We start from the raw sequence: 19,151 nt of genomic DNA on the forward strand, positions 1-19,151 counted from the left end.
ACCCATCTTATTTAACCCATCTTATTTGATTGGGCCCAGTTAATTTAGCTCAAAATTAAGCTGTCATCTTCTACCACTTCGCCGCGGGTGCGTTCAAACATATTGAGTAAATCATGGACAGTCATGCCTTTGCGTTCATCGCCTGATACGTCTAGTACCACTTGCCCTTGGTGTAGCATGATGGTGCGCGTGCCGTGATTGAGCGCTTGCTGCATGGAGTGAGTGACCATCATGGTGGTGAGATTGTTTTCTTGGACGATTTTATCGGTCAGTTCCAAGACGAAAGCGGCGGTTTTTGGGTCAAGGGCAGCCGTGTGTTCATCGAGTAGTAAAATTTTCGACGGCTGCAGGGATGCCATTAATAGGCTAACGGCTTGGCGTTGCCCGCCTGATAATAAACCCATACGGTCAGTGAGTCTATTCTCTAACCCTAATTTTAAAATCGCCAGTTTTTCACGGAAAATTTCACGGTTTTTGTGATTCAATGCGCCTTTTAAAAAACGCGATTCGCCACGCTTGTAAGCAAGTGCCATGTTTTCTTCAATGGTTAAGGCTTCACAAGTACCTGCCATTGGGTCTTGGAAAACGCGCGCTACCCAGTGTGCCCGTTGGTGGGCAGATTTTTTGGTCACGTCAATATTGTTTAAGGTAATTTTGCCGCTATCGACCCGAATAGTGCCAGCGACGGCATTTAAAAACGTCGACTTACCTGCGCCGTTGGTACCAATGACCGTGACAAATTCACCTGCTTCAATACGCAGGCTGATGCCACGTAAGGCAGGGTTCTCAATCGGTGTACCAGGATTGAAGGTCAATCGTAAGTTGTCTGCGTTCATCATAAGGCATTGTCCTTTTACTTTACTTTTACTTTATAAGTTGTTAAGTGCCAAAGTTAAAATCAACTATTTGATACCAAGTTAAGCGGCATGCTTATGGCGATTGCTCAAAATTTTTGATTTGATTTTTGGCAGGATTAAAGCAATCACAACCAGTAGTGCGGTGACTAAGTTAACATCTTGAGGACCAAAACCAATCGCACGTAAGGTATCATTTGACAACGCAATTTGGATAAAGAATTTATAAAGAATCGCCCCGACAATAGCAGATAGGGTAATCCACAGCATTTTTTTGGCAGGAATGATGGTTTCACCAATGATAACGGCAGCAAGACCAATCACAATGGTGCCAACACCAATAGAAATATCGGCACCGCCTTGGGTTTGCACAAAAATCGCACCAGCAAGCGCAATCAGCCCGTTAGAAATCGCCATACCTAACAAAATGCTACGAGAGGTAGCAATTCCTTGAGCTTGTGACATTTTAAGGTTAGAGCCAGTTGCCCGCATCGCCAAGCCCATCTCAGTACTAAAAAACCAGTCTAGGAATAATTTGGCAGCAATCACCACACCACCAATCACCACACAGCGCATCCAATAGCCGTTACTATCAGTCACCAGTTCGCCAAATATTGTTGGCTCACCGAGCAATGCCAAGTTTGGCGCTTGCATAATACGTAGATTGACGGCATACAGCGCGACCATGACTAAAATACTGGAGAGCAACTGTAAAATACCAAGTTTGACATGTAGCCAAGCCGTTACCAAACCTGCAACACCCCCAGCAAGCATACCAAAGATACACGCCAGCCAAGGGTTGACATCCGCGATGATTGCCACACCTGCGACAGCACCGCCTAAGGGAAAACTACCATCCGCGGTCAAATCTGGAAAATCTAACACCCGAAATGAAATGTATACGCCCAAAGCCACTAACGCATAGATTAGACCACTTTCTAGGGCACCAAATAAAGCAAGTAACGACATAACTGTTCACACAAAAAAGTAAAGACCGCTTGTTAATTCAACAAGCAGTCAGGTGTTAAGGTAAACCAAGTGGCATTAAGCGTAATGCGACTAAAGTACAAATACGCGCTTTGAAACTTTAGTTGCCACTGGGAAATTAAATTTACAATCACATTAAAACAGCTAAAACTAACAAAAGATTTATTGTTTAGCTTTTGGTGCAGGCTCTACTTGGGCTGCCTGACTAATTAACTCTTGTGGCAGCGTAATACCGACTTCTTGCGCGTGTTTTGGGCTAAGGTATAAGTCAAGCTTATTCATCGTGATAGGCTTGATGGTACCTGGTTTTTCGCCTTTTAGGACGCGTCCAACGATTTTACCTGTTTCGATGCCTAAGTCTTTGTAGTTGATACCCATTGCCGCGACTGCACCACGGGCAACGGAGTCCGTATCGGATGCCACTAGAGGGACTTTGATTTCTTTAGCTGCTTGGTAAAGCGACTCATAGGCGGATACCACGTTGTTGTCAAGTGAGGTATAGATGAGCTGAACTTTACCTTGTAGACCACGAGTTGCTTGGGGAATATCGGTAGTGCGCTGTGCAGGTGCCGCAACGATGTTGATACCCATCGGTTTAAATTTTGTTTCAAGCGCTTTCAGTACCACGGTTGAGTTAACTTCCCCTGGGCTGTATACATAGCCGACTGATTTAAGATTTGGTACGACTTTTTTCATCAGCTCAATCTGTGGCTCAAGTGGCAACATGTCTGATGCGCCTGTCACGTTGGTGCCAGAGGCTTCCCAAGATTTTATCAGTTTTGCTTCGACAGGGTCGGTAACTGCAGAGAAGATAACAGGAATTGAGTTGGTCGCTGCAATGACGGATTGCGCCGATGGGGTAGCAATGGCAACGATGGCATCGGGCTTATCCGCGGCAAATTGTTTGGCAATCTGACCGGCAGTCGCCGTATTGCCTTGGGCGGATTGGAAATTTACTTTAAGGTTTTGACCTTCCTTAAAGCCTTCGTTGCCAAGCTCTTCAATCACACCTTGACGAACGGCATCTAATGCTGGGTGCTCAACGATTGCCGTGATAGCAACAGACTTGGTATCGCCTGACGCAGCTGTCGTTGCACTTGCTGTGCTTGCAGTATTGGCATCAGCTGTTTTATTGTTAGATTGACTGCAACCCATCAGGCTTGCCATACAAATTCCACCTAGTATCATTGCTGTGGTCAAACGAGAAACACCAAATGTAGCGTTCAACATATATCACTCCAAAAATCCATCCATAGGTTAACAATTAAAAAGGTAAATCTTACACTTCAATAACAATATCATACAGCATTGTTAAACATTATTTACATTTTATCAGCTAATTTTGCAGCCGCATAGCGTTATATGTATTAGGCAAGTTTGCCAACTATGATTAAAGCTTTGGGTAACTGATTAAAAAGGCATTATCTGATAAATTCCTATAACATAACAATCTGCCTCATTTCGCTAATGTATCATTTTTCAATAATAATTCGCTAAGTCATCAGCTAACTAATAAGTCATAGCGCATTGTTTTTAAGTAGAAAGAAAATTACCACAGCATTGTCATATTAAGTTACATTTTAATTTCATAATAATATAGCTTCATACAAAATTACTTATACAAGGTACAGATAAAGGTGTATGACAATGAAAAAATCGACATTATTAACTAGCTTACTTTTAGCGGGCTCGTTCGTGGCTTCACCCGTTGTTTTGGCAGACCCCGGTCATGGTAAAGCTCAATATAAACAAGAAAAAAACTGGAAACAGCAACAAAAACACTATAAAGATGACCGCAAAGAAAACCAACGCTACAACACGAACCATGATAGAGAGCACGACAGAGGCGATAATCGGTACTACGATAGTCGCAGTGGTCGCTACCTAACCCACGAGCAGTATCGCCAATTGCCCCCAGGTCTGCAAAAAAATGTTGCACATGGTAAAGCGGTACCACCAGGCTGGGCAAAAAAACTAGACAATCGCTATTACACAGTCAAGCGATATAATGACCGTAATGTCTATGTGTTAAATAACAATGCTTATCGCCAGGCAAAGATTATCAGTCGCCCGCGCCCAGGTGAAGTTCGCCTACGTGTTGACAACCGCGTACTTGATGTCATTGAAGCGACACGTGTTATTTTAAATGTGCTTTAAATAACGCATCATTTCACTGCCCAGTTTGAAGAACCCGTCTATTTAGTTAGGCGGGTTTTTTCTTATTTACCCATAGCAATTATTTGTCAATTTTTTGCTCGGGTGTGGTATCAACGTTAATCGCACCTTTTAATAGTTCAGGATTTAGTGTTACGCCTTGTGCTTGGGCGTGTTTTGGGCTCACGTATAAAGTTAATTGGTTCATCACTTCGGGTTTAACTTGAGTGACAGGTGTACCATCCAAAATTTTGCCTACCATTTTGCCTGTGGTACGTCCAAAGTCATAATCATTGACACCGAGTGCTGCCGTAGCACCGCGGCGGACGCTAAACTCATCGGAGGCGATGATGGGAAGTTTTAACGCATTGGCTGATTGCACCATCGATTCAAATGCCGATGCCACATTATTGTCCATTGAGGTATAAATCAACTGGGCTTTGCCGCCAAGACTGCTAGTTGCCATGGCAATATCAGTCGGACGGTTGGCTGGGATATCCACTAAGTTCATGCCACGCTCTGGCAGCGCAATGTTGAGTTTATCTCGCAGCGCCACTGAATTCATTTCACCTGCGCTAAACACATAGCCAATGGATTTGGCTGACGGCATGATTTTTTGTATAAAGTCAAGCTGCGGTGCTAGCGGTAATTGGCTGGATAAACCTGTGATGTTGGGCTGAGTCGGGGTGTTTTGTTGAGTAATGAGTTTGGCGGCAACAGGATCTGACACCGCTGTATAAACAATCGGTATCTCTTTGCTAGCGGCAGCCAACGACTGAGCGGTAGGGGTGGAGATTGCCACGATAGCATCAGGTTTGTCAGCAACAAATTGTTTGGATATTTGTCCTGCCGTTGCCGTATTGCCTTGTGCAGATTGAAAATTTACCGTCAGATTTTGCCCTTTGATATACCCTTCAGCAGCCAATTCATCAAGGATACCTTGGCGAATGGCGTCGAGCGATGGGTGCGCCACAATCGCAGAAATGGCGATGGTTTTATTGGGTTTTTGGCTGGCAGTGGCTGAGGGTTTGCTAGACGTGTCTGCAGCTTGCGCGGGTGGTTTCTGAGGTGAGCAGGCGGCTAAAGATAAACCAAGAAGGGCGCAGATAGCGGATAATTGACCGCGTGTGAATGACAACATAGTATTCCCCAATCATCAAAATTGTTTTGTGAGCAGAGTATATCATTTCAATGTACTAGTTTGCTATAACATAAATGAAAGTTTGCTATCCTCTATACATATCATACATAAGTTTTTTTATTGTTTAGCGGTTTTTATGAATATTGGTCTATTAAAAAAATGTTGTAAATATTGCTGTCTGAGTAGGTTTAATTACATAAAGCGCTTAGTGGAAACAAAAAGACCTTAATTGAAACATAAAGTATCAAAATAATTGGATATTTCATGAAACTGTCATAATAAAATGGTATGAAAATCTTTCGATATCTTTTAGAATACAACTTCTACTCGCAGCATTATTTATCTTTTTTAAACGATTCGTTGCAGCGTTGATTAAGTTAAACATGTCTGTGCTTAGTAAAGGTAAATGATTCATAGATGGAATCATCGTACACTAACTCAACAAGGAGGCTATATGAACTCATCAAACTTGATGGCAGGCGTATTAGTAGTTGGTGCTATTCTACCTTCGGCTGAAGCACCCCATTATTGCCAATACAATAAGTCAGCTAATCCGGTTAGAGCCAATCGAAAATCTATACCTGTTCGCATTAGCGTTAGCAAAAGCGACCGTTAATCGGACTACATTATCGATTTTTTGATATTTAGGATAGCTTAATAAAAAAACCGCTGGTAATTATCAGCGGTTTTTTGTTGTGATCAAAAAAATGATTAAGAATGTGTCAAAATGTTTCAGCTCATCGCAATCAATCACAGTTAAGCCCATTAAGCAAGGGTCGCACCCGCAGGGATATGGTCATCTAGCGTAACCACGGTCAATTGACCGGCTTTTTCAGCCGATAAAATCATACCTTCAGAAATACCAAACTTCATTTTTCGTGGCGCAAGGTTAGTGACGCAGACCACAGTCTTGCCCACTAATTGTTCAGGGTTATAAAATTTGGCGATACCGCTAAACACATTGCGCGTTTTCACATTGCCCTGCGCATCTGTCTCACCCACATCTAGGGTAAATTGCAGCAATTTATCTGCACCTTCCACGTTATTGCAGGCTAGCACTTTTGCTACGGTCATCGTGACTTTGGCGAAGTCATCGATACCAATCAATGCTGTATCGCCAGTGGATTGTTCGCTAGCGGCGGCTTTGGTTTTGCTCGCGCCCGCTTGCCCAGTTGCGGCTTGATTGGCGATAGCAGGCTGCTTGTTTAAATCTTCTTTTGAAGCGTCCACCATCGCAGCAACTTTATCTTTGTCAACCCGCTGCATCAATGGGGTAAAGGCGTTGATGGTATGCCCGACCAATAACGCATGACGGCTATCAAAATCTAGGCTGTCAACATTGAGAAAAATTCGTGCTTTCTCACACATCAATGGCAATACAGGGGCAAGATAAACCACCAATTGACGGAAGATATTAAGCGCGACGGTACACACCGCTTGTACTTCAGCTTGTTGACCTTCGACTTTGTTGAGTGACCACGGTTTTTTGTCATCGATGTACTCATTGGCTTTGTCTGCGCACGCCATAATCAGACGCATGGCTTTGCTAAATTCGCGCGCTTCATAAGCGGCAGCGATGTCTTCGCCCGCATTAATGATTTGTTGCACCAAAGCAGGCTCGCTGATTGTCAGTGCCAGTTTACTACCATGATTTTTATGGATAAATCCTGCACAGCGGCTAGCGATATTGACGACTTTACCCACCAAGTCTGAATTGACTTTTTGCATGAAGTCTTCAAGATCCAGATTGATATCTTCGACACTGGCTGATAATTTGCTAGCAAAGTAGTAACGCAAGTATTCAGGGTCAAGGTTTTGTAAGTAGGTATCGGCTTTGATAAAGGTGCCGCGAGATTTACTCATTTTCTCGCCATTGACGGTCAAGAAGCCATGCGCGTTGATGGCAGTTGGGGTTCTAAATCCTGCGCCTTCAAGCATCGCTGGCCAAAACAGCGCGTGGAAATACACAATATCTTTACCGATAAAGTGATAAACTTCGGTGTTGTTATGATTTTCTTTTGACCAATAGTCATCAAAATTTAAGCCTAAATGCGCACCTTGTTGGTCACACAAGTTTTTGAAACTTGCCATATAACCGACAGGCGCATCGAGCCACACATAAAAATACTTGTCGGGTTCACTGGCTGGGGTATTTGGGATTTTAAAGCCAAAATACGGTGCATCGCGGCTAATATCCCAGTTGGCAAGACCTGCATCAAACCATTCTTGTAATTTGTTGGCGATAGAGGTTTGCAGGCGACCTTCTTTACGCGTCCAATTTTGCAAAAATTCGCTAAAGTTTGGCAGATTAAAGAAATAATGGATTGATGATTTTAAAACAGGCATTGCACCTGAAAGCGTTGAGTAAGGATTTTTGAGTTCGGTGGCATTGTAGGTCGTGCCGCAGACTTCGCAGTTGTCGCCGTATTGGTCTTTTGCGCCGCATTTTGGGCATTCGCCTTTGACAAAACGGTCTGCCAAAAACAAGCCTTTTTCTGGGTCATACAGCTGTTCAACTGCTTTGTGCGAGATATGGCCGTTTTCATACAAGCGATTATAAATCAGCTGAGAGTAATGCTCATTTTCAGGGCTATGGGTTGAGTAGTAGTTGTCAAAATCAACCAAAAAGCCCGCAAAATCTTTTTCATGGGAGGCTTTGACATCGGCAATTTGCTCTTCAGGGGTGACACCGTTGGCTTCTGCTTTGAGCATAATCGCTGTACCATGGGCATCATCGGCACATACATACGTCACTTGATGACCCAATGATTTCATGGCGCGTACCCAAATATCGGTCTGGATATACTCAACCAAATGACCCAAATGAATCGGACCATTGGCATAGGGTAGGGCGCTAGTAACTAAAATTTTTCTCACAATACACCTGTTATTGATTTGTTTAAAAAAATGTCATTATTGCTGTATGATAGCTTAAATCGCATCATTTCCCAACCAATGGGCATCAATCAAACAAGAAAAATTACTTTTCACACAGATATGTTCAATCTGTCTCTGTGAAAATTGGTAATAAACCCCACTTAACAGTGGTTAAAATCGTTAAAATAACAACATTGGGGTAAGCAACTATCATGTTCAACTTTATCAAACCAAAAACCGTGGCAACAGTGGATGAGTCCACGCTTAATCAGTTATTTGATGAATATCACGTCAATAACCAACCAATTCGTCAGTATGTCAAAGGGGCTAAACAGCAAGGTAATAGTCTGACATTGGATTTGCGCTTGCCCGATGACTGCAATCCTGAACAAATCCATCATGATTTGAGCCAAAAGCTGCATATTCATGGGGTCAGTGAAGTGAATATGAACATTACCTTGTTTGACAGCGCTACTGCGCCAAGACCTACGACCAAAGGCAGTGGCTCAACCCTACCCAAAACCACCAATGCCATGCCACCCGTCACTCAGGCCGCGCCACAAAGTGACAAATTAGTCACAGAGACCCCTGAACCTGCGATTGCCAAAAAAGTCACTACCCAAGCAGAATTAACACCGCATCCACGTATCGAGCATATTATTGTGGTAGCTTCGGGCAAAGGCGGCGTTGGCAAATCGACGACGACGGTGAATATCGCCTTAGCGCTGCAAAAACTGGGCAAACGCGTGGGCGTGTTGGATGCCGATATCTATGGCCCCAGTATTCCAAGTATGCTTGGCGTGGCAGGTCAGCAGCCGCAGCTGGAGCATGAGCAATTTGTACCGATTGCAGCGCAAGGTATGCCGATGCTATCCATCGGTAGCTTATTGAGCGATGACACTACCCCGGTTGCTTGGCGCGGTGCCAAAGCGACAGGCGCACTGATGCAACTTTACAACCAAACCAACTGGCCAAATCTTGATTATTTGGTGATTGATATGCCACCTGGGACGGGGGATATTCAGTTGACGCTCGCCCAGCGTATTCCTGTGACCGGTGCGGTGATTGTGACCACACCGCAGCATATCGCCTTGCTAGATGCGCAAAAAGGCATTGAGATGTTCCGCAAAACCCATATCCCTGTGTTGGGCGTGGTAGAAAATATGGCGCTGCATACTTGTAGTAGCTGTGGGCATACCGAAGCAATTTTTGGCGAAGGTGGCGGGGATAAAATGGCAGCACAGTATCAAGTGCCACTACTGGGGCAATTACCATTGGCGAAAGGCATCCGCGAGCAAGCCGATAAAGGAGAGCCGTCCGTCATTGCCAATCAAGGCGCAGGCGATGAATTTGCCGACTATTATCTCAATATCGCTAAAAATATCGAAGCCAATATCGCCAAATTTGCCAAAACGCATGATAACAATCGGATTTTTTAGCGCGATTTGACAGTCAAAGAATATGTGTTAAATAAACCTGTTTGGGCAGCATACAAACAGGTTTTAACTAACATACATAAGACCCCGCTAGACCAATGATACTTTAGATCAATAATACGTTAGACGAATAATTTAGTTAAGTCCAAATTGCCAAAGTTTGCATCGGTTTTAAGATGATAAAACTGGTTAAAAGTTACTTGATAGCCACTACCGACATTGTCAAGCGTGACAGGAACGCCTAACGGAAAATTAATGCGTCTTGCCACATGCCCGAAGGGAAAATCGGTGTAGATAGGTCGCCCTGTCGCTTGTTGGATAGTACGGATGACGGTATCAAAGGTGTAATCGCCATTGTAAGCATCACTGATACCGCTAAAATTAAATTTGCCCAGCACAATCGCTTGCTGTTTTGCCACAATGCCTGATAACACCAAGGTTTGTAGCATACGCTCGATACGGTACGGCTGCTCACCGGTATCTTCCAAAAATAAAATCCCGTTGTCGATAGTTGGCATATACGGCGTGCCCACCATTGCAGATAACACACTAAGATTACCGCCCCATAAGATGCCTTTTATCGGCTTAGCCAAAGGACGCGCAGTGTCACGATAAAGTTGAGCTTCTGGCACTTGGATACGTAGCTGGTTTTGGGTACAAAGGTTGATAAAACTTTGGATGGTATCGGTATTCACATCTGTTTTGCCAAAGTCACTACTGAGCATTGCCCCTGCTACATAAGGGAGATGACCTTTGGCGTACATGGCAAGCTGCAACGCAGTAAAATCACTAAATCCCATCAGCAGTGTACCGCGATCTTTGAGTTTTTGCGTCAGCGTTCGCCACTGCTGATCACTTAGTTTGTTGAGCAAACGCATCGCGCCATAGCCGCCACGCACGCCGAGTAATATCTTAGGCAGCTCATGTACAGGTCGATTAAGTAATGCGGTAATATCGCCCAAGCGCTCACTGTCTGAACCTGCAAAGCGCAAATAACGTCGGCTAATCACTTCTGGATTGTCGATATAAAATCCGGCTTGGGTGAGTCGGTGAATCGCCAGTAAGTTACGCTGTTCATCACTGCCAAATCCCGATGGTGCTACCAGATGGAGGTGGACGCCGCGACCTTTGAGTGCTTCACAATTGGCTTTGATGGTCGCAAAGTCCCATTGGGGCCATTGGGGCCATTGGGGATCGATGGGCATTGTTTCCATGGGCGTATTGCCATTGGGCATAGCGCCGGGCTCGCCAAAAGCCATGTTATCAGCATCATTGTTTGACCCATACCGCTGTGAAGGTTGGCTAATCACTTGCCCGCCAATGGTCAAATCCGCTTTTGCACCCGTTACCGTCGCTGCCGATAGCGCTATGCCTGTTTTTAGCAGTCGACGCCGCGTCAAGCCAGCCAAGTGGGTGGTAGTCATGTGGGCGTCATTATTCGCCATTTTTTGAGACATTTTATTATCCAAACAAATTCATCGACTTACAAAAATCATGGTTCAACTAATCGGGTATATTTAATCAGGTATATTCATCTTGTTGTTGGTATCTGCCGAGATACCATAGTAAAAAACCCCTGTCGCCACCAAACTCGATACCGCTACAAACATCATATCAAGCGCAGCTTTGTGCATAACATATAAATTCAATAGCGCAAAGACCACGAGCGCGACCACAAAAAAAATCGCCGCGTATTGCCATTTTTTATCAGTTGGGATGGCGGCGTCTTTGTAGTGAAAATGACGGATACTAAAGCCACTAGTGTATGCCACTAAGCCTAGCACTAACCATGCAAAAAAATTCATCGCTTATTCTCTATTAATCGTTTGGGTTAAAATTTGGATGAGACGTATTAACTCAAGCATCAAATCAAGCAGCAAACCAAGCTCATCAAGTCAAGCAGCAACTCAGGTGATTACAGTTTGGTGGTTTGCTCGCATGCTACTTTATAGACAGTATTGCTACCTTTGTAGATATAACCCAGATAGGGACTGTCAAATTGCGGGTTTAGGCTTGCAAAACTATCGGTGATTTTGGCGAGCACGAACACGCGGTCGGGACGGGCAATGATTTTTTCTAAGTATTGATGTTCATCGGCTTTGATGTCAAAGTATTTTTGTATATCTGGGCTGTCAGTGGCGATGACTTGCATGGCTTCAGGCTTGTCCCAGTTTTTGCTGGGGTCGTTAAACTCGCGCATTTGCATGGCATAGTTGTCACCATTTTTGATGATTTTGATTTGGGCAGGTTCTGTATGGCTGACTGTGTAACAGCCCACAAACACATCATCGCTAGCGGCAGGTTGTGATAACGCTGGCGACTGTTTTGCGCCATCGCTGCTAGTCGTTGCAGGCGATTGGGGCTTGTTACAAGCCGCTAAATTTAGGCTTAGCGCATAGACCATAGCCATACCCACCTTGGTCAACACAGCTGACACGCGCGCACGAGATTTTTTTTGCATAGACGTCCTTTACAACCAACAGATACCAACTATAAGCGGTTATTATAGACGTTTTGGCATGGCTTTTTATGCTTTTTTTTCTTATACTGAGGGCTGTTTTTTTGATTGTTTTGCTGTTTCATATGGGTTGTTATCTATGTCAAATCATGCCTTAACGCCCCTTGAGGGTCGAACCCTTGCTTACACTGATGGCGCCTGCCGTGGCAATCCTGGCAAAGGGGGCTTTGGTGCTGTGGTGATTTTACCTACCGGTGAGCAAATTGATATTTGCGGGGGTGAGGCACATACCACCAACAACCGTATGGAGCTGATGGGTGCGATTGCGGCACTGGAAAACAGCCCAAAAACGTTACCGATTCAAATCTGGTCAGACTCTAGCTATGTCATCAAAGGCATCAGCGAATGGCTGGCAGGGTGGAAAAAGAAACATTGGAAAAATGTCAAAAATGTGGAATTATGGCAGCGACTTGATAAGCTGTGCGAGCAGCGACAAATTGACTGGCAATGGGTTAAAGGACATGCCGGTCATGATGGCAATGAATATGCCGATAAGCTTGCAAACCAAGGCATTGACCAACTACCCAAAAGCTTTAATAAAGTGATTAAAAATCCACCCAATCCTACCACTGATTTAGAGGTTAAATCGGATTTTAGTGATAAAAACCCTGATTTTGATGATAAAAAAAAAGACCTGTCCATGAATCCAATGTCAACCGATAATAACCCAGTCCTCAATCACTCAGCGTTAACCCGCGATTTTAGCGATGCGTCTTTTGGTGACGCGCAAGATATGGAGTTTGCCGACAGTGAGATGATGGGGGATATTTTTTTGCAGGCACTTGACGGTGAGCCAGTCGCAAGCACTATTCAAATAAGCAAGGTTCAAGCCAGTAATACTCAAGCTAGCCATACTCAAACCAGCATCGATGTATCAACTCAATCATCGTTAGGGGGACAGCCGACCCACTCGCCAACAAGTGCTAACCCAAATTTTGCGGTGTTCACCAATCCACAAGGGCAATTTGTCGCACAAGATGACAGCTTAATTGCTCAGCGTCCCGTGTTTAACGGTATTACCAGTCAGCCCAACCCGACTTTTATACCTTTATTACCCATCGCCAAACACAAAGGCACTGCCAATCGCCAGCTGATTCTCGATACTGAGACCACAGGGTTTGAAGCGCAAAATGGTGACCGTATCATTGAGGTAGGTATCGTTGAGATGATTAATCGACGTTTTACCGGTGAAAAACTGCATGTCTATATCAACCCAAAAATTGAGATGGGTGAGGAAGTCATTCGCGTTCATGGCATTCACAATGTGTTTTTAAATGATATGCCCGTATTTGAGCAAGTCGGTGAAGCGATTTATGACTTTTTACAAGGCGCAGAACTCATCGCGCATAACGCGGGGTTTGACATGAGCTTTTTGCAAGCTGAGTTTGCGCGCCTTGGCTTGCCCGATATCCACCAAGCCGTCACTGTGACAGACAGCCTTGCCATTGCCAAACGTATGTTCGCAGGGCAGCGTAATACCTTGGATGCGCTAGTTAAACGTCTCAATGTCGGTAAACAAGACCGTACCTTCCACGGGGCGTTACTCGATGCCGAGATTTTAGCGGAAGTATATCTGGCGATGACAGGTGGACAGGTTGCGTTAGCGATTGATGATGATGTCGGCGGCGGTGTAGGCGGCGCAACTGAGCATCAGCGTTTTAGCACGACTATCAAGCGCTTTTTGGCAAGTAGCGAGGCTGAGCAGGCGCATCTAGAGTGGCTTAACGCCTTAAAAGATAACAACCCGCAGCTGGCTGAAAACTGGGCGAGTGTTTAACAATAAAAATGCCTTATTAGATTTTGTGAAGGCATTTCTTTGATGGGCAAAATTTCATGATAGAGTGTAATTATTGTGCGGGTGTTAACACTTTGACATAGACACTGGCATAGGGACGTCTTACAATAATCAGCAATAAGCGTAGCTGCCATTTTACCTTTATCAACTTAAAGTCATTTTGGATAAAAAAACATGAGTCTGCCAAGTCCTAACTCACAAAAACTAACGGCCACCAATTTTGATTTGCCTTCATTGCATTTATTAAGACCTGAGATTGCCGTGATGCTACACGATGCCGAGATGCATTTAAGTGAGTTTAATGACGACAGTAGTCAAGCGCCTTTGCTACTTGATTCCGTGGATACCTTGGCGCAACTGGCAAAAGTACTGCGGTTGATTCAATTAGAGGAAGGGTATGAACTTGCCAATAGTCTATCGGCAGGACTGCAAAAACTCTATGACGAGCGCGACCAAGCCAACCGTGACAAAGCCAGCAATGACATGATGATGGATGTGTCAGAAGGCATCATGACATTGGCGCGTTATATCGAGTTTGTATTACTTAAAGAGACCATTGAACCCTCATTGTTGTTGCCCATTATCAATCAACTTCACAGCAATTTGAATCAGCCAGTGCTGCAGCTATCAGACTTAACTGCCAACAAAAACAGCAGTATCGCGATTGCCAACCCGGAACAAAATTACCAACCGTTAAAATCACTCGGCATTGACCCAAAAAAATTAGTGGAAGCTTATCGCGCAGGTCTGAGCGTGGCGCTCACCGCACAAAGCAATCAATTATCGCCAAAAGAGCGAGGAAAACTCAAAGCCATGCAAGCTGCCTGTGAAATGGTTTCAAAACGTACCGATAGTTTGTTTTGGCATGCCGCTGATGCGGCGGTATCAGATTTGGCAGAGGTATTACCGCTTAGTAACTTGCAAAAGCGGGCGCTGATTTTTGTTGAACAACAATTTAATGACTATCTGCCTGTCAATGATTCTCGTTTTGCTGATTTGGTGCAGTTTGCCAGCTCAAGAGATAGCCAGCTTGCCCTGCAAGTTCAGCACAAATTCTCGGCCAATACCTTAAACGAAACCCAGTTAACAGCCATGCGTCGCTTCTTATTTGGACCTGACTGTGAAGCGACTAGTACGCTCAACCACATCATCCAGCAAGAAATCGATTTGATTAAATCTGCCAGTGACAATTATGCCCGCCAAGTTAATCTCAATTCAAGTACAGATGAGATTGATAGCATGGCCCAGCGTTTGCATGATTTAAGTAATGTGTTTAAAACCTTAAATTTAAATGAGGTTAGTGCGGCGCTGAATCAACAAACTGGCAAAGTAAAAACTTGGACGCAGCCAACGCCTAATGATTTTGATGAATTGCTTGGCACTTTAATGATGGCGGAAAATGCGGCGATTAACCTGGCAAAATCACATACCCCGGGTGCGGTGACATTGCCTGTGTACAACCAGACTATTTCGCTACATCAAATCGAAACGGCTCACAACACGCTCGTCCAAGAAAGCCGTACCGGGATTGCCACCATTGAAACTGCGCTCAATAATTATCTAAATGACGCCGACAAAGATATTCTACATATCACGCCTGTGCCTGATATCATGCGCGCTATCTCAGGTGCTTGCTTATTTTTAAACTTACCTCGACAAAGCCAACTGCTCAAACGCGCTGCTACAGTGCTACAAAACTTAATCGAGCAAAATGATTGCAGGTTGTCAGAGTATCAGCTTGCTAGCATTGCCGATATTGTGATGTCAGCAGATTATTATCTAGAAAGTCTTGAAACGAACAAACCCGCAGGCAACCATGCAATGTATGTCGGCTATCGCAGCTTACAACACATGCTTGTGGCCTAGGGTAATTTGGTAACCAACATGACCACATTACACCATGATTTACTTATATGTGATAACGATAAGTTCGCTTGTATAGGCGGACTTCCTTTTTTTTATCCTTGTGAGGATATGCCCGCTCAGGCAGTTAAAGTAAATACCGATGAGGCAGGCAACAGTATTTATGCCATTGCCTATCAGGATATTGATTTATCGCAATTGCCAGAAGCGATTACAGGGCAGATTGAGTTTCTGCGCTTTCGACATCTGATTGGCAGCCTTGATGCGCTACAAACTAGCCAATTAGCCAAAGCCATGCAGCTGTTACGCTGGCATCAAGATCATCAATTTTGTAGCCGCTGCGGTACGCCCACGGAGTTACACCCCGTTGAAAATGCCACCGTTTGCCCTAGCTGCCACTACCACCAATATCCTCGAGTGCAGCCTTGTATCATCACCGCCATCATCAAAACCACCGCAGACAAACCGCAGATTTTGTTAGCGCATCATCTACGGGCGACCGATAGCAAAATGTATACCGTGCTGGCAGGTTTTGTGGAAGTCGGTGAGAGTTTAGAGCAATGCGTGCATCGTGAAGTGATGGAAGAGGTAGGGTTATCTGTCAGCAATTTGCGCTATTTTGGCAGCCAACCGTGGCCTTTTCCTAGCAATTTAATGGTAGGCTTTATTGCAGAGTACCAAAGTGGCGATATCACCATAGATAACAATGAGCTGATGGATGCCCAATTTTTTGATGTAGATAGTTTAGATGAAAACGGCCCTGTCATTCCGCCAAAAGGCACGATTGCTTACCAACTGATCGAATGGGTGAAACAGCATTACCAATCTTAAACAGATTGATTAAGTGACTTGTTTTCATCATTTGTCTTGATGATTTGTCTTGATAGGTTATAGGCGAAATAGGCATGAGCTATGCTAAAATACACATTGATGATTATAGTGAATAAAAATTGAGCCATGTCTGATAGCCAACCTGTTTTCGAGGTACCCAATCTATTTAATAATTTAAACCTAAATAGCCTAAGTATCGAGCATCAACGATTAATACAACAAATCGACCAAGTCCTGCCGCAAACCCAATGCGGGCTATGCGGTCATCCTGAAGGCTGTCTGCCGTATGCCACCGCCATTGTCACATTGGGTGAATCGCATAACCAATGCGTGCCCGGTGGACAATCAGTTACTGACCAAATCGGTAAATTGCTTGGGCGTATCCCACTGACAGCTGAAGCATCAAAGTGGCAAACCGATCCCGCTACCAATCGTCCAATGGAAATGCGAGCCATCATTCGAGAAGAGGATTGCATTGGCTGTACCAAATGTATTCCTGCGTGTCCTGTCGATGCCATTATTGGCTCAGGCAAGCGTATGCACACCATTTTTACCGACCTATGCACAGGCTGTGAGCTGTGTTTGCCGCCCTGTCCAGTGGACTGCATCGAGCTGGTACCCTTCACACGGTTGATGGATGACGCGACAAGGCAAACCGAGCAAGACGGATTACGCGCGCGCTATTACGCCCACCTTGACCGTATCGAACGCCAAGTCAATGATAACACCAATGCCAAACCTGTGGTCAGTATGGTACAAGCCAAACTCAATGATATCAAAGTCGATATCGATGCAGCAGCGGCTAAAAACGCCATCGAAGCGGCAAAACTACGTACCCAAATCAAAAAATTAGAAAAACAACTTGCCGTACGCGCTGATGACAATAAACAAGCCTTGGTGCAAGCCTTGCAGCAGCAACTTGCGACACTGCCATAACCTAAAGAGTGCATCATGGTTGCCAACATCAAACCAAAAATTCAAGTGCCCAAAACCGCAGAGACGCCGCCCTCACGGCGCATGCCCAACAAAAACGTGTTGCCGTTTTTCCAAAAACTAGCCGCAGCCATTGAGAAACCAGAGACGGAACTGGAATATCAGAGTAACTTTGAATTGTTGATCGCCGTCATACTGTCGGCACAAGCCACCGATGTCAGTGTCAATCTTGCTACCCGTAAACTATATGCCGTTGCCAATACCCCGCAAGCAATTTTGGATTTGGGTGAAGCTGGGCTAAAAAGTTATATCAAAACCATTGGGCTATATAATAGCAAAGCCAAAAATGTGATGAAATGCTGCCAAGACTTGGTGGATAAATTTGCTAGCGAAGTACCGCAAACCCGCCACGAGCTTGAAAGCCTAGCAGGGGTAGGGCGAAAAACTGCCAATGTGGTGCTCAACACCGCCTTTGGGCAGCCCACTATGGCAGTGGATACCCATATTTTTCGTGTCGGCAATCGCACAGGCTTGGCAACGGGTAAAAATGTGCGAGAAGTGGAAGATAAACTCATCGCTCGAATACCACAGAAGTATATATTGGACGCGCACCATTATTTGATTTTGCATGGGCGTTATACTTGTAAAGCTAGAAGTCCCGAATGTGGCAAATGCCCAGTGTTTGATGAATGTATGTTTAAAGACAAAGCCAAGTTTATTGAAAAATAAGTTGCTTTAAATAAAACCAGAATATTAAACGACCAATTTTTTAATTCCAAACTTGCCTATGCATATTCATAATTTTATAGAAGTCGCGGCGGGAAAAAATAGAGAAAGCCAACAGACTTTGCTATAATCAACCCACTTTTAGGCTACTTTTTTACAAGCAGTTTTATAAACAACTTTATTAACAAAAAGGAAAAACTCATGGCAGATTTTAACCAAATTCTTGATGCGGGTGATGTTGATGGCGGCGTGATTAACGTAGTTATCGAAATTCCAGCGGGTTCAAATAATAAAATCGAATGGAACCGTAAACTTGGCGTGATGCAACTTGACCGCGTAGAGCCGCAATTATTTGCCAAACCAACCAACTATGGTTTTATCCCACAAACCCTTGATGAAGATGGCGACGAATTAGACGCACTGATCATCACTGACACTCCGCTGCCAACAGGCATCTTTATCGAAGCCAAAGTCATTGGTGTGATGAAATTCGTGGATGATGGTGAAGTGGATGATAAAGTGGTTGTAGTACCTGCAGATGACCGCAACAACGGTAACGCTATCAATACCCTAGCAGATTTACCACAGCAACTGATTAAACAAATCGAGTTCCATTTTAATCACTATAAAGATTTGAAAAAAGCGGGCACAACCAAAGTTGAAAGCTGGGGTGACATTGAGGAAGCCAAAGCGGTGATCAAAGAATCACAAGAACGTTGGAAAAAGCAATAATTTTACGCAATAGTTGTGTTGGTAAAAAACCTTTTCATTTGATGTGGAAAGGTTTTCTTTTTTTGGGTATATTCTATGATAGTCTCTCTGCAGAAATTTATATTAATTCTATAAATTGACGCAATAAATTATATACAAAAATCAGTAGTTTATTTTTATAAGAGGTTCATTTGATATGTCACTACTAGACCTAGTTGAATATGGTCAAGACCCTGATAGTACGATTATATAGTTAAAGAAATATAGAAGTGCTACAATAACAAAATGGCATACTCAACCGACTACCGACAAATGATACTGGACA

The 19,151-nt window shown here is 44.1% G+C and carries 17 protein-coding genes; 9 read left to right on the top strand and 8 right to left on the bottom strand.

The window, feature by feature from the left end; translation table 11 throughout:
* Positions 1-44 precede the first annotated feature (44 nt).
* From ACH0AB_RS07945 to ACH0AB_RS07955, 3 genes are all read right to left on the bottom strand, one after another.
* On the bottom strand, positions 45-839 hold the full coding sequence (locus ACH0AB_RS07945; protein ID WP_312535465.1) for an ABC transporter ATP-binding protein: 795 nt from the start codon (positions 837-839) through the stop codon (positions 45-47).
* A 78-nt stretch (positions 840-917) separates the two neighbouring features.
* On the bottom strand, positions 918-1,823 hold the full coding sequence (locus tag ACH0AB_RS07950) for an ABC transporter permease (RefSeq protein ID WP_309592855.1): 906 nt from the start codon (positions 1,821-1,823) through the stop codon (positions 918-920).
* Between the two features lie 180 nt (positions 1,824-2,003).
* Positions 2,004-2,996 carry an ABC transporter substrate-binding protein gene (locus tag ACH0AB_RS07955; protein ID WP_406877843.1) on the bottom strand — a complete coding sequence of 331 codons (993 nt, stop codon included), beginning with the start codon at positions 2,994-2,996 and terminating at the stop codon, positions 2,004-2,006.
* 492 nt (positions 2,997-3,488) lie between these two features.
* On the opposite strand from ACH0AB_RS07955, the gene ACH0AB_RS07960 reads away from it, so the two are divergent.
* Positions 3,489-3,998, top strand: coding sequence for a hypothetical protein (locus ACH0AB_RS07960; RefSeq protein ID WP_406877831.1), 510 nt, complete (start codon positions 3,489-3,491; stop codon positions 3,996-3,998).
* A gap of 79 nt (positions 3,999-4,077) precedes the next feature.
* Here ACH0AB_RS07960 and ACH0AB_RS07965 read toward each other — a convergent pair whose 3' ends face one another.
* A complete protein-coding gene (locus tag ACH0AB_RS07965; RefSeq protein WP_406877832.1) occupies positions 4,078-5,136 on the bottom strand; it encodes an ABC transporter substrate-binding protein in 1,059 nt (352 codons plus the stop codon).
* Between the two features lie 454 nt (positions 5,137-5,590).
* On the opposite strand from ACH0AB_RS07965, the gene ACH0AB_RS07970 reads away from it, so the two are divergent.
* Complete coding sequence (locus ACH0AB_RS07970; protein ID WP_007116336.1) at positions 5,591-5,752, top strand: hypothetical protein; 162 nt, start codon at positions 5,591-5,593, stop codon at positions 5,750-5,752.
* A 149-nt stretch (positions 5,753-5,901) separates the two neighbouring features.
* Here the strand turns inward: ACH0AB_RS07970 and metG are convergent, their stop codons facing one another.
* Positions 5,902-8,013 (bottom strand): methionine--tRNA ligase, encoded by a 2,112-nt coding sequence (gene metG / locus ACH0AB_RS07975; RefSeq protein WP_406877833.1) that lies wholly within the window; start codon positions 8,011-8,013, stop codon positions 5,902-5,904.
* Positions 8,014-8,225: 212 nt separating this feature from the next.
* Here metG and apbC point away from each other — a divergent pair, with 212 nt between their 5' ends.
* Positions 8,226-9,452, top strand: coding sequence for an iron-sulfur cluster carrier protein ApbC (apbC, locus tag ACH0AB_RS07980; RefSeq protein ID WP_406877834.1), 1,227 nt, complete (start codon positions 8,226-8,228; stop codon positions 9,450-9,452).
* 119 nt (positions 9,453-9,571) lie between these two features.
* On the opposite strand, the gene ACH0AB_RS07985 is transcribed toward apbC, so the two are convergent.
* The 3 genes from ACH0AB_RS07985 to ACH0AB_RS07995 form a co-directional block, all read right to left on the bottom strand.
* A complete protein-coding gene (locus tag ACH0AB_RS07985; protein WP_406877835.1) occupies positions 9,572-10,906 on the bottom strand; it encodes an LD-carboxypeptidase in 1,335 nt (444 codons plus the stop codon).
* A gap of 60 nt (positions 10,907-10,966) precedes the next feature.
* Positions 10,967-11,254 carry a hypothetical protein gene (locus ACH0AB_RS07990; protein ID WP_406877836.1) on the bottom strand — a complete coding sequence of 96 codons (288 nt, stop codon included), beginning with the start codon at positions 11,252-11,254 and terminating at the stop codon, positions 10,967-10,969.
* Positions 11,255-11,364: 110 nt separating this feature from the next.
* Positions 11,365-11,910 (bottom strand): hypothetical protein, encoded by a 546-nt coding sequence (locus tag ACH0AB_RS07995; protein WP_239741822.1) that lies wholly within the window; start codon positions 11,908-11,910, stop codon positions 11,365-11,367.
* Between the two features lie 136 nt (positions 11,911-12,046).
* On the opposite strand from ACH0AB_RS07995, the gene dnaQ reads away from it, so the two are divergent.
* The 6 genes from dnaQ (at position 12,047) to ACH0AB_RS08025 (ending at position 18,847) form a co-directional block, all read left to right on the top strand.
* On the top strand, positions 12,047-13,744 hold the full coding sequence (gene dnaQ / locus ACH0AB_RS08000) for a DNA polymerase III subunit epsilon (protein WP_406877837.1): 1,698 nt from the start codon (positions 12,047-12,049) through the stop codon (positions 13,742-13,744).
* Positions 13,745-13,936: 192 nt separating this feature from the next.
* Positions 13,937-15,628: a hypothetical protein gene (locus tag ACH0AB_RS08005; protein WP_406877838.1), complete on the top strand. Its 1,692-nt coding sequence runs from the start codon at positions 13,937-13,939 to the stop codon at positions 15,626-15,628.
* An 18-nt stretch (positions 15,629-15,646) separates the two neighbouring features.
* Entirely contained in the window at positions 15,647-16,456 is an 810-nt protein-coding gene (nudC, locus tag ACH0AB_RS08010; RefSeq protein ID WP_406877839.1) for an NAD(+) diphosphatase, read from the top strand.
* A gap of 126 nt (positions 16,457-16,582) precedes the next feature.
* Positions 16,583-17,392, top strand: a complete 810-nt coding sequence (locus tag ACH0AB_RS08015; protein ID WP_219298854.1) for an RnfABCDGE type electron transport complex subunit B — start codon at positions 16,583-16,585, stop codon at positions 17,390-17,392.
* Positions 17,393-17,473: 81 nt separating this feature from the next.
* Positions 17,474-18,118: an endonuclease III gene (nth, locus tag ACH0AB_RS08020; RefSeq protein ID WP_406877844.1), complete on the top strand. Its 645-nt coding sequence runs from the start codon at positions 17,474-17,476 to the stop codon at positions 18,116-18,118.
* Between the two features lie 198 nt (positions 18,119-18,316).
* Positions 18,317-18,847, top strand: coding sequence for an inorganic diphosphatase (locus tag ACH0AB_RS08025; protein ID WP_050324132.1), 531 nt, complete (start codon positions 18,317-18,319; stop codon positions 18,845-18,847).
* Positions 18,848-19,151: the final 304 nt, after the last annotated feature.

It is taken from the genome of Moraxella sp. 179-F 1C4 NHS (assembly GCF_045370505.1).
Classification (GTDB): Bacteria; Pseudomonadota; Gammaproteobacteria; order Pseudomonadales; family Moraxellaceae; genus Faucicola; species Faucicola tetraodonis.